9 protein-coding genes are annotated in these 12,259 nt (G+C 61.4%); all 9 read right to left on the bottom strand.

Features of this window, described 5'->3' with window-relative positions; translation table 11 throughout:
• Positions 1-6: 6 nt before the first annotated feature.
• Entirely contained in the window at positions 7-1,578 is a 1,572-nt protein-coding gene (gene glgA, locus HQ912_RS15730; RefSeq protein ID WP_047226572.1) for a glycogen synthase GlgA, read from the bottom strand.
• Between the two features lie 559 nt (positions 1,579-2,137).
• Positions 2,138-3,103 carry a D-2-hydroxyacid dehydrogenase family protein gene (locus HQ912_RS15725; RefSeq protein WP_107322524.1) on the bottom strand — a complete coding sequence of 322 codons (966 nt, stop codon included), beginning with the start codon at positions 3,101-3,103 and terminating at the stop codon, positions 2,138-2,140.
• Between the two features lie 11 nt (positions 3,104-3,114).
• Positions 3,115-4,146 carry an alpha/beta fold hydrolase gene (locus HQ912_RS15720; RefSeq protein WP_047226570.1) on the bottom strand — a complete coding sequence of 344 codons (1,032 nt, stop codon included), beginning with the start codon at positions 4,144-4,146 and terminating at the stop codon, positions 3,115-3,117.
• Between the two features lie 86 nt (positions 4,147-4,232).
• Positions 4,233-4,667, bottom strand: a complete 435-nt coding sequence (locus HQ912_RS15715; RefSeq protein WP_047226569.1) for a YqaA family protein — start codon at positions 4,665-4,667, stop codon at positions 4,233-4,235.
• Positions 4,667-5,113 (bottom strand): DUF411 domain-containing protein, encoded by a 447-nt coding sequence (locus HQ912_RS15710; protein ID WP_047226568.1) that lies wholly within the window; start codon positions 5,111-5,113, stop codon positions 4,667-4,669. The genes HQ912_RS15715 and HQ912_RS15710 overlap by 1 nt, the downstream gene beginning before the upstream one ends.
• Before the next feature lie 269 nt (positions 5,114-5,382).
• Positions 5,383-7,377: a methyl-accepting chemotaxis protein gene (locus tag HQ912_RS15705; RefSeq protein WP_047226567.1), complete on the bottom strand. Its 1,995-nt coding sequence runs from the start codon at positions 7,375-7,377 to the stop codon at positions 5,383-5,385.
• A gap of 202 nt (positions 7,378-7,579) precedes the next feature.
• The gene (locus HQ912_RS15700) at positions 7,580-8,524 is read right to left on the bottom strand and encodes a GNAT family N-acetyltransferase (RefSeq protein ID WP_047226566.1); all 945 of its coding nucleotides are present in this window, start codon (positions 8,522-8,524) and stop codon (positions 7,580-7,582) included.
• Positions 8,521-9,795, bottom strand: a complete 1,275-nt coding sequence (locus tag HQ912_RS15695; protein ID WP_047226565.1) for a phenylacetate--CoA ligase family protein — start codon at positions 9,793-9,795, stop codon at positions 8,521-8,523. The genes HQ912_RS15700 and HQ912_RS15695 overlap by 4 nt, the downstream gene beginning before the upstream one ends.
• 52 nt (positions 9,796-9,847) lie before the next feature.
• Positions 9,848-12,259: an acyl-CoA reductase gene (locus tag HQ912_RS15690; RefSeq protein ID WP_047226564.1), complete on the bottom strand. Its 2,412-nt coding sequence runs from the start codon at positions 12,257-12,259 to the stop codon at positions 9,848-9,850.

Raw genomic sequence — 12,259 nt, 5'->3', positions numbered from 1 at the left:
GTTACCTCATTGTCTGGCCGATTTACCCAGTGACTTGGCCACTAGCTGTTCATAGAGTTCGGCGTAGGGTTCCACGGCCTTGCACCAGTTGAATGGCGCTGACATAGCCCGGCAGCGCATCGCGTTGAGCAGGTCAGGGAACTCGAAGACCTTGAAGGCCCGGCTCAATGCCTGTTTGTAACTTTCGGCGGTGGACTCATCGAACAGGAAGCCGGTGATGCCGTCTTCGATGGTGTCCGCCAGCCCGCCGGTATTGCGTGCCACCGGCAGCGAGCCGAAGCGCTGGGCGTACATCTGGCTCAAGCCGCAGGGCTCGTAGCGTGAAGGCATCAGCAGAAAGTCGCTGCCGGCGAACATCCGCCGCGCGTCGGTTTCGTTGAAGCCGATGCGTACACCGATCCGTCCGGGAAAACGCAGCGCCAGTTCACGCATGGCTTGCTCTTCCTCCGGTTCGCCGCGACCGATGATCGCGATCTGGCCCCCGGATTCGACGATGAACTCGGCGACGGCTTCGGTCAGGTCCAGGCCTTTCTGGTACACCAGGCGCGAAACCACGGCGAACAGCGGGCCGCTGGAGTCGTCTAGACCAAACAGATCGCGTACATGAGCCGCGTTCACGGCTTTGCCTTCCCAGTCACCCATGGCGAACTGGCGGAACAAGTGCGTATCGGTGGCCGCGTCCCAACTCTCGTCGATGCCATTGGGAATGCCGCTGAGCAGGCCTTGTTGTGTTTTAGCCGCAAGAAAACCGTCGAGCCCGCAACCGAATGCCGGGGTAGTGATTTCCTGGGCGTAGGTGGCGCTGACCGTGGTGATATGACTGGAGTAGGCCATGCCAGCCTTGAGAAACGACAACTTGCCGTAGAACTCCATGCCTTCCTGCTGCAGCGCGTGCTCCGGGATACCCAGCTCCGGGCATGAGGCCAGGCTCACTACGCCCTGGTATGCCAGGTTGTGAATGGTGAACAGGGTAGGCGTGCGTTGCCCACGCCAGTGCATATAGGCCGGCGCCAGACCGGCCGGCCAGTCATGGGCGTGGACCAGATCGGGGCACCAGTGGATTTGGGCGAGGTTGGCGGCGATATCAGCTGCGGCCAGGCCCAGCCGGGCGAAGCGAATGTGGTTGTCGGGCCAGTCGCGACCGTTGTTGGCCCCGTAGGGTGAGCCTTCACGGGCAAAGAGTTCCGGACAGATCAGTACGTAGATCACCAGGCCGTCGGCCATGTCCATCCGCCCGATCTTGCAGGGCGGCAGCGCGGCGTGGCCGCCCAGTTCACCGATGATGTGGATCGGGTTGCCGCTGTTCATCACCTGCGGGTAACCGGGGATCAGCACTCGCACGTCATGCAGGCCGGCCATGGCCCGGGGCAGGGCGGAAGAAACATCGCCCAGGCCGCCGGTTTTGACCAGGTCGGCAATTTCCGAGGTTACGAACAATACCTTCTTGCGATTGGGATTCTGCCTGACGACCGGGAGCAGTGCCTTGCCGCCGGTGGCCAGCACCGGTGCCGTCGGCGAGTCAGTCGCCAGCGGAAGTTGAGAACGGACTTGCTGTGGTTCCAAGGCAGCACTGATCATAACTTTCTCCCATTTTCTCGATCTGTTTCCGGCAAGCGCCAGAGCTGTTGTTTCATTGGCCGAATCCTGCGGCCAGGCGCACAAGCGCTACGCAAGGTAAGCAAAGCGCTGCCCAATGCGGTTAAGCGAATCAGGTGAAGGGGCTGCTTCAAGGACTTGCAAGGACTGCACCAGCCGTCGTTGCCCTACCTCTAACCTGACCCGTCGCCGTTGCGAAAAGTTTCCACTTTTTTTCGTCTGGACGACCGGTCGGTTTTCTCCCCGGTTTGGCAGTCTAGGTCAGAACCTAGAGCGGTGCGGCGCGCTTCGTCGAATTGTCCGACAATCAGCTTTGTTGGCGGCAATGTCTTACACGACAAAGCGGGATACGCACCGACGAAGTGCAGTTTCTGGAAACGTAATGGGTGTATGGGGAAGGGGGGTGTTTCATCGGCGTGCGCGATGCAATGGCGCGATGCACCATCAGGGGGCGGGTGAAATAGAGGCATTTTAGTGGCCATTGTTGGCCCGGAAATACGCTGTTTCTGTGGGAGCAGGCTTGCTCCCACTTAAAACGTGTTCAGTCGCCAGTGGGGGTCAACAGGCGGATCGGTTTGCCGGCCGCCCAGGCTTGCAGGTCTTCGATCATCAAGGAATAGAACTTCTGATAATTGTTCCGGGTGACGTAACCCACGTGCGGTGTGGCCAGTAGATTTTCCAGGGATCGGAACGGGTGGTCGGATGGCAGGGGTTCCTCGGCGAAGACGTCCAGGGCGGCACCGGCCAGGCGTTTGTCGCGCAGGGCGTCGATCAGGGCGGCTTCATCGACGATTGGACCGCGTGCGGTATTGACCAATAGCGCCTGGGGTTTCATCCAGCCCAGCGCCTGGGCGTCCACCAAACCGCGGGAGCGCTCGCTGAGTACCAGATGCACCGAGAGAATGTCAGCCTGTTCGAACAGTTGCTGTTTACTCACGTAGGTCACACCCACTTCTGCGGCCCGTTCAGCGGTGAGGTTCTGGCTCCAGGCGATCACCCGCATGCCGAAGACCTGGCCGAACTGAGCTACCCGTGTGCCGATGCTGCCCAGGCCGAGGATTGCCAGGGTCTTGCCATGCAGGTCGCCGCCCAAGCCTTGCTGCCATAGCCCGGCGCGCAAGGCATTGGCCTCCTGCACCAGGTTGCGGGTCAGGGCCATGATCAGCGCCCAGGTCAGCTCGGGGGCTGCGTGCTTGTAGCTTTCGGTGCCGCATACCTGGATACCCAGTTCGGCGGCTGCCTTGAGGTCCAGGGCGGCATTGCGCATGCCGCCAGTGAGCAACAGCTTGAGGTTGGGCAGGCGGCGCAGCAGGCCTTCGTCGAATGGCGTGCGTTCACGCATCACGCAGATCACTTCGAAGCGGTGCAGGCGCGCGGCGAGGGTGTCGCGCTCGGCAGGGTACTCATGAATAAATGTCACCTGGCCGATGCTATCGAGCACCGACCAGTCCACCACGTCCCGCGCTACGTCCTGCCAATCATCGATGACTGCTATTTGCACCGCCATGGAACACCTCGTCAGGGAATGGGTTTGTTCAGCCAGCCCAGCAAGGCCTGGTGGAACCGGTCCGGCTCTTCCATCTGTGGGGCATGCCCCAGATGGGCGAACTCCACCAGGGTCGACTGGGGAATCAATTGAGCCACCTGCTTGCCCAGCACTTCATACCGGCCCAGTTTGGCTTTCACGGCCGGCGGCGCGATGTCGCTGCCGATGGCGGTGGTGTCGGAGGTGCCGATCAGCAGCAGCGTCGGTACTTTCAGGTCCTTGAACTCGTAGTAGACCGGCTGGGTGAAGATCATGTCGTAGATCAGCGCCGAATTCCACGCGACTTGCGTGTGCCCCGGCCCCTTGTTCAGCCCGGCCAGCATGTCCACCCAGCGTTCGAACTCCGGTTTCCAGCGGCCACCGTAGTAGGTCTTGCGCTCGTAGTTGCGGATACCGTCGGCACTGAGTTTCAGTTCGCGCTCGTACCACTGGTCCACGGTACGGTAGGGCACGCCGAGGGCTTTCCAGTCCTCCAGGCCGATGGGGTTGACCATCGCCAGCCGCTCGACCTGATCGGGAAACTGCAAGGCATAACGGGTGGCGAGCATGCCACCGGTGGAGTGGCCGAGCACAATGCTTTTCTGCACCCCGAGAGCCTTGAGCAGGGCCTGGGTGTTGGTTGCCAGTTGGTGGAAGCTGTACTGGTAATGAGCGGGCTTGCTGGACGTACAGAAACCGATCTGATCCGGGGCGATGACCCGGTAACCAGCCTCGCTGAGGGTCTTGATCGAGTCGCCCCAGGTGGCGGCGCAAAAATTCTTGCCGTGCATCAGCACCACGGTGCGGCCATTGACCTCGCCCTGGGCCGGCACGTCCATGTAGCCCATTTGCAACGATTGCCCCTGGGACTGAAGGGGGAAGTGCTTGAGTGTGTAGGGGTATTCGAAGCCTTGGAGTTCCGGGCCATAGGCCGGGCCTTCAGGCGGGTTTTCGGCCTGGGCGAACAGCGGCAGGGCGGCCGTCAGAAACAGGCTGGGTAACCAGCGAGCAGTGGAACGCGACATGGGCAATCTCCTTTGGGCATCCGGCCGATCCTGGCGTGGCCCGATTATGGCGACATTAACCACAGGCAACCCAAAGTCGCGAACGTTCAACCCATCCAGCCCAGGGTCGCGAGGGCGAGTGCGCCATAACGCAACCCTTTGGCCAGGGTCACGATCAACACAAAGCGCCGCCACGGCTCGCCCATCACGCCCGCCACCAAGGTCAGTGGATCGCCGATGATGGGCATCCAACTGAGCAGCAGCGACCAACGCCCATAACGCTGATAATGCACGCGGGCCTTGTCCAGATGGGCCGGACTGACCGGAAACCAGCGCCGATCCTTGAACTGCTCCAGGCGTGTGCCCAGCCACCAGTTCACCAGCGAGCCCAGTACGTTGCCCAGGGTGGCGACTCCCAGCAACAGCCAGGTTTCATAGCGTTCGCTGAGCAACAGCCCAACCAACAGCGCTTCGGATTGCAGCGGTAACAAGGTGGCGGCACCGAATGCCGCCAGGAACAAGCCGATGTAAGCCTCGCCCATCAATGGGCCGGGTAATCCGCCACCACGGTTTGAGTCCCGTCGTTTTTCAGGCCGATCACCTGATACGCATCACTCATGCCGTCCGTTTCCATACCGGGCGAACCCATGGGCATGCCAGGCGCGGCCACACCCAGCAGGTCGTCCCGTTTGCTCAACGCCAGGACCTGGTCGGCCGGGACATGCCCCTCAACGAATTTGCCATTGATCTGGGCGGTGTGGCAGGAGCGCAGGTTGGGCGCAACACCCAGGCGTTGTTTGACTGAACTCATGTCGGTTTCAACATGGTCGTTGACCTTGAAGCCGTTTTCTTGCAGATGTGAAATCCATTTTTTACAGCAACCGCAATTGGCATCGCGGTGTACCTCAATGGTGATCGGTTCGGCGGCCTGGGCCAGGGTGGTGACAAAAAACGCGCTCAGGGCGAGCAGGTGCAGGGGATTGGCCATGGGGACAGTCTCGTGTCGAACAGTTTGGGAGGAGGATAACAGAGTAGCGAGCGTGAGCTGACAGTGGGCTGAGGGGCGGATTACAGAGTTGTCAGGTTGGAAGCGGTACTGATTCGAAGTTCGGCGCAAATTCACCCGCCACCGCAGAACCCTGCGGGAGCTAGCCTGCCCGCGATCGCGGTGGGTCAGCTTGGCCAGTGTCGACCTTGCCGCCGTCATCGCATGCAGGCTCGCTCCCTCAGGTTCATATGCAAACAGCCTGGGGCGTTTCAGCGCACTTTGAACCGCCCCATGATCGCATTCACCCGGCTGTTGGCTTCCAGCAACTGGCGGGTGTTGTTCTCGCTGGCCAGGCCACTTTCCACCAGCTCTTCCACCATATGGCGGATCTGCACCATGCTGCGATTGATTTCCTCGGTCACGGCGCTCTGCTGTTCGGCAGCGGTGGCGATCTGAGTGCTCAGGCTGTTGATCTGGCTGACGGAACCGGCCATTTCATCCAGTCCTGAATTGACCCTGGACGTGGCGTCGGCGGCCGACTGGCAGCTGGCCTGGGTGTTTTCCATGGCCGAAACCGATGAACTCACGCCCTGGGTCAAGCGCGTCAGCATTTCGTTGATTTCCGAGGTGCTGGCCTGGGTGCGGGCGGCGAGGGCGCGTACCTCGTCGGCCACCACTGCGAAGCCTCGACCCTGCTCACCGGCCCGGGCGGCTTCGATGGCGGCGTTAAGGGCCAGCAAGTTGGTCTGCCCGGCAATGGCGCCGATTACGCCGAGAATCTCGGTGATGCGTTGAGCGTCCTGCTGCATGCTTTCGACTTTGCGGGTAGCACTGGCGACTTCATCGATCAAGGCCACCACACTGTTGGACGCCTCTGCGACAACCACCCGAGAATGGTCGGCATGTTCATTGGCGCGTTGGGTGAACGCAGCGGTTTCGGCGGCGTTCTGCGCGACGCTTTCGGCGGTGGAACTCATCTCGGTGATGGCCGTGACGGTCTGATCGGTTTCCGAGGCGTGGCGCATCAGGATTTCGCTGGTGTGGGCTGAGGTCCGTTGCAGGTTGTCCAGGCTTGTCGCCATGGCGCCGGTCGCCTGGGTGACTTCGCCGATCATGTTTTGCAGGTAAACGATGAAGCCGTTGACCGAATGACCGATCGCCCCCAGTTCATCCTCGGCGCGGATGGTGATGCGCCGGGTCAGGTCGGCATCGCCGGTGGACAGCGCATCGATGTTGCTCTTGAGTGTCTTCATGCGGTTGGTCAACTGACGGATCGCGTACAACTGCATCAACACCAGCAGGATCACCATCGGGATCTGCAGCAGGCTTAACGTGCTCAGTACATCGTCGCGCTGGGCGGTGATCAGGCGGGTTGGCAAGGCGGTAGCCAGGAACCACGGCGAACCTTCGATAGGCCGCATGAAAAAGGTACTGGCCTCACCCTTGTTATCAAATTCGACCCGCTGCAGCGGTTGGTCTCGCTGGGCCAGGCCGGCCTTGACCTGTGCGGCGAAGGGCGAGGTTGCCGCCAGTTCGCTGATGTTCTTCAGCACGATGGGGCCGCTGATGCGCGAACTGTTGCTGATGATCTTGCCATCGCCTTCCACGATCAGCATCTCGGCGCTCAGCTCGGCTTCCTTGCGTGCCACCAGCTCATTGAAGAAGCCCAGGGTCACGTCGATGGTGGAAACGCCATAAGGCGCGCCGTTCTTCTGGATGGACATGGCGCAGTTGGTCCGCGGCTCAGCGCTGGCGTCGTCTTTATAGGCGGCGGCCCAGGCGCACTTGCCGGCGGGTGTGGCCATGCCGCCCTTGTGCCAGGGTTGATCGTAATAATTTGGCGCCGCGTCGCTGTTCCAGAAGGTATTGACCACCAGTTTGCCCGAGGCGTCGCGGTGCCAGAACGTGCTGAATTTGCTACGCCCTTCGGCCCGCTGATTAGGCAGCGGCCAGATCCCGCCACCAAAGACTTTCAGCTCGCCGTACTGATCCACCAAGCCAGGCAGGACCCTGTCTATGGCATCGCTGTCGAGCAGCGGGATGGTCTGGGTGATGCTGCGTTGCTGCGCCTGGACCTTGTTCAATTCCCCCTGGATCTGCTCGGCCACTTCGCTGATGCGATTAAGCGCCACTTGCTCTTCGGTGTGGCGCAGTTTGGGCGCGACGAGATAGCTGATACCCACGACGGTCAGGATGGACAACAACAGGATGAATGAAATCAGGAACAGCGTGTAGCGCGCCTGAATGGTGCGAAATGCGGGCATGTGGGAATCCTTGCTCGAAGGCGTTTTTCGGGAGCTGGCGCAATGGCCTGACTTATTTTTATCGGCCCGTCGCTGGACAGCTTGAGGGGTGCCCACATAGCAAACATTACCGCTGATCGGGAAAGATCGCAGCGTGAACGCCGCGATCTTCCAGCATTTCAGCGCGACTTTTTTGCGTGGCCACAGCGCCGAATACTCCGTTTTACGCCGCCGAACCTGCCTGGGCGCTCCTCCAGATGTGCCCTTGGGCTTGCACTTGTTCGTGGAGCCGTTGCATCGGCTCCGAATGCAAGGTGAGCGGGCGATCCAGGGCGCCACGGTGAAACAGCGCCTGCCAGCCGGGGTCGCCTTCAGCAGGCATGATCCCGGTGAAGATGAATCCGGCGTCCATCAATCGTTGGTAATCGTCGGCAAATTGCTGACGCAGTCCGAGTCGCACTGAAAGTGACCAATGGGCCGGCAAGCGCAGCAGTTGCCCGGCCAGGCGAAGGCCTATGTACCCGGCCACAATGTCGATTCTTCCGGGCAGCTGTCGGATTTGAAAAGGCTGTACCGAAGGCAAGGGCGCCTCGAGCGAGGTACCAAACAGCGATGCCAAGGGTTGCGTCAGCCATTGGCATGCCGCGGGCCATTTGAGGTGGGGCAGCGGGCGGCGATGGCCGCTGACCACTTGGCTGCCGACCACGATGGTTTCGGCGTGGACCGTGGCGAAAGGTGAGGGCACATGGTCAGGCAGCAGCCCGGTGTCATGGAACCCCAGGCGTTGTGCCAGACGCTGGCTGTAGCAATGGCTGGTGACTTGCTTGATCGACAGCCTGGCAAGTCCGAGGTCCTGGCAGCTGTCGAGTAATTGCTGCCCCAGGCGCGTCGCAATCTGGCCGCCCTGCACCGCGGGGTCCACCGCGATCAGGGCCAGTTCCGCGTCTTCACCATCGGCCGTCTGCCGACACAATGCGGCATGACCGACCACGCGCTCATCCTCCACGGCGACCATGGAGTGCCAACGGTTCAGCAGGTTGTGCAGGCCAATCATGTGTGGCAGGTAGACGTCTGGTGAGACGTAGTGATCGCCGTAAACCCGGCGGAACAATTCGCTGGTTCCGACGCCATCCGTGGGCCTGAACGGTCGGATGACCACGCTGCTCATCCGGCGTGCCTCGCTGTCAACGGCGCATAGGTGCGGCGGTCGATGATCGACAGGTGCTTGCCAGAGCGTGGATGGCGTTCCAACGCTTGCAGGCCGCAGGCCTGGACGTGCAGGTCGAGTTGGTCGATACCCGGATACTGTTTGGTCAAGGCAGCTTTCAATGTGTTGGAGAGTGACTGGCAAGCCTGGGTTTGCCCGCCAGGCACCCACTTGAGCAACACGCGGTCGTTGTTCTGTGCGTGCTCGATGATCAATTGCCACTGAAGGTCACCGCCAATGCTGCGGATGATGTCGCTGATTTCCTGCGAAAACAGCGAGAAAACGCCTACCCGCACTCGCTGGCTTTTCGCGCTGCGGCCCTGAAGCGCGAACTTGCGTCGCGGGGTGCCAACCGGCTCGCGCCAGCACGCTCGGTCGCCCACCGGATACCGCACGATGGGCATCAGGGTCCGGGTGAGGTTGGTCACCACCAGATTGCCGGGCCGATCGCACGCCTGGATGACCTCACCGCTCAGTTCATCGATGATCTCTACCCGTATCTGTTCGCCGAACACGCGGTGCTCGCCCAGGTTGCAGTCCGGTGCGCTGGCGCCCACCAGCCCGGCGTCGACGCTGGCATAGCCGATGGAGGCGAAGCGTGCCTGTGGGAAGGCGCGCTGCAACGCGGGCAACTGGCTGTCGAACAGGTTTTCTCCGCCGAACAGCACGGTGGTGATGCCGGGCAGCGTTCGTCCCTGTTGATCCAAATGGTCGGCAAACGCCAGCAGGTGCGCAGGCACACCGGCCAGCACATTGATGCGGTGGCCGGTCACCGCCTCGGTCAGCACCTCGAGATCCACCGCCCCGGTGAACGGGAATTCGGTGATGGCTACATCGACTTTGCCAAGGGCGCCATGAATGAACAGGAAACTGGCGTACAGGTCTCCGGAAAAGAACAGGTTGGCGATTCGATCACCAGCCCTCAATTGCGCTGACAGGCTCTGACCGAAGCAGTTGAGCATCCGCTGCCATTCAGCGCGGGTGTACACCGACAGTTTCCCCTGACTGGTCGTGCCGCCGGTTTTGTAGATCAGCGCGTCTTCTATTTTGTCGGTCAGCACGTCCCAATTGTCCAGGTCATGACTGCCGGCCCAATAGTCGGCGACGTCGACAATGGGGACATCCTCCAGAGCGCAATTCTGCGCGGGTAAATGCCGTAAAGACTTGCGGTAGAACGTTGAATGCGTACGAATATGGGCGAGCCATTGTTCGAATGGTAAAGAGGTGCTCATCAGGGTTCTCTCGGACTCTAACGTCCGCTTATTCAATTACACGGGAAAACAATCAAGCGGTGAGTCTGCGATCAATCACCAGCGGTACTTTGCCGCTGTGTTTGTTATGTTCGAAACTTGTCGCCGGACAGGATTGCACGTCCAGTACGAGCATTTCGGACTCCACCAGCGTGGACAGCAGTTCGAGGCCCATGACCTGGCTCCGGACCGTTTGTGCATTGCCATCGGCGCGAATCAACAGGCGTTCGCAGCCGCTGCTGTGGTAATCGAGTACGATCTGAATGGCCGTTTGTGCCTGCTCAGCCAGCTCGTGGGTATTGATCAGGTACGTCACGATGCGTATCAGGGCGCCGTGGCGCTGGCGCAACTCGAACCGGGGTGACTCCAGGCCACACGGGCAGGGAGCGGTGAGCCAGCGCCCGCAATCACCAACTTCGTAGCGGTGAAGGGGCTGCGCTTGGCGTCTGCGCGAAGTGAACAGCAGCCGTCCGGTTTCCCCCGACGCGACCGGAGCGTCCAGTTCCAGCTGGACGATCTCCAGGTATTGAATGTCCTCCATGAGGTGGAATACACCCTCGCCGCTGGCAGTGCAGGCATGGCCAAGGGGACCCGCGTCGACGCTGCCATAGATGGCTGAGCGAATACTTGTCACGCCGCAGTCCTCAAGCAACTGACGGCAGCCTGGCCCCAGATGCTCGCCGCCCAGCATGACTTTGCGCACGCCGCCGTAGCCTTGAAGGGTTTCTCGCTGGCTGGAAAACAGGCGCTGCAAGGTACTTGGCATGCCGACCAGGGTATTGACCTTGTGAGCGACGATCATCCGTGCGATCTCTTCAAAGTCCGCATCTGACGTCGCACCCATGGGGTAATGCACGGCGTTCATGTGCTCCAGTATTTTCGAGAAGCTGAAGAAGCCGCCGTAGAGGTTGCCGCCATAAAACAGATTCATCACCCGATCCTTCGCCGGATCCAGGCCGGCCGCGCGCAGTCCGTCGGCGGCGGCCCGCATGTGACGATCAAAATCGCGGTAGCTGTAGGGCGACAGCACCGGTGCGCCGCTGCTACCACCTGAACGGAAAAACAGCTGGGCCTGGGGGGCGGCAGGCAGCGCCAGGAATGCCGCTTTGTCCATGATCGGCGTCGAGGGTGAAATGGGTGTTGTGGTCGGCGGGGCGTCCAGTGTCACACGATGACTGGCGACCTCAGGTTCAAGACCGACCGATACCCGACGACTCAATCGTTGCAGCGCGTAGACGCCGTCGTGAGGCTCGCCCTCGTAGCCTTGCTGGATGTCTGCGGTTGCCGAGATGCGGGTCACGCCGGCGGCTAAGACGCGACGTGCCAGTTCAGGCGCCCGTTGCGGTTCACTGATCAGCGCGCAGCTCTGCAACACGTTTCGCCAGGGCAGTAGGGTTTCGGTGATCAGCCCGTGGGGCACCGGTCGTAACAAAAGCGTGCGAAACAGTGGCGATGGCAACAGGTCGCGGTGATGCTCCCAAATAATGCGCCAGCCGTGGCCTTCCCAAATCTGGCCGGTTTGTCCTGCAAAGCTGTGGTCGAGTCGGGCAAGTGCCGTGCGGGTGGTGATCTCGCACGCTTCGGCTGCACTGGTTTCCAACGCTGGCCATTGTCCGGCGCGTCGTTCAAATGCGTCAGCCAGGGCGTCACCCAGTGCCAGCATCTGAGCCGGCTCGTCGCTGTCCACCAACAGCCACTGGGGGCTGGAACAGGCTTGCTGATCGAGGCGGCAGACCTCATCCACCAGACTGTCCAACGCCTGCTCGTTGGCGGCTTGCGGCGTGACATAGGCGAAGCTGATGCGATGTCCCCAATCGATCCAGCGGCAGCCGCTTGGAAGCTGGTCACGCATGGCTTTGAGTGCGGTCTCGCCACCCCAGGCGCTGACGCCCTGGGCCAGCGCGAAGAGACGCCGGCACTCGTGGTAGGGCACTGGCAGCACCGCAACGTAATCGCGCAACTGGCCGCTTGGGTCGCAATCGAGGAACGTCGCCAGCACCCGCGCCGTCAGGTCTGCATCGCGCGTGCTGGGCCGCAGCCAGTTGACGTTGCCCGCCAGCAGGCTTTCCAGTGCCGCGAAGAACCCCAGCAGCGGAGCATTGCCGGGGGTGACATGCACCACCAGCCCCAGGGGTTGCCAGCTTTCGAAAGGGCCATCGCTATAGTCGATTCGGCGCAGCGAGCGCGCGTCCGCCCCCAGCTCCCGTTCGAGTTTGCGGCTCAAATGCTTGCGTTCGCAGAAGGCGATCAGTGCCTGGCGCTGGTCGTCGTCCAGGAACGGAGTTTGTTCTGGGGCCCGCAGCATTTGTGCGAACGCCTGCGCACAATCGAGCACGCTATCACTGGGGGGCGGTGCGTCCAGAAGAGCAGGCAGTTGCGTCTGCAGGCGTTCAAGGGCTGTATCGAGGGGCAGATCAGCGTGCAGTTGGCCATTGATGAGATACAT

Source organism: Pseudomonas sp. MPDS, assembly GCF_013283895.1.
GTDB classification, from domain to species: domain Bacteria; phylum Pseudomonadota; class Gammaproteobacteria; order Pseudomonadales; family Pseudomonadaceae; genus Aquipseudomonas; species Aquipseudomonas rhizophila.
This window is presented reverse-complemented; position numbering and strand designations above follow the sequence as displayed.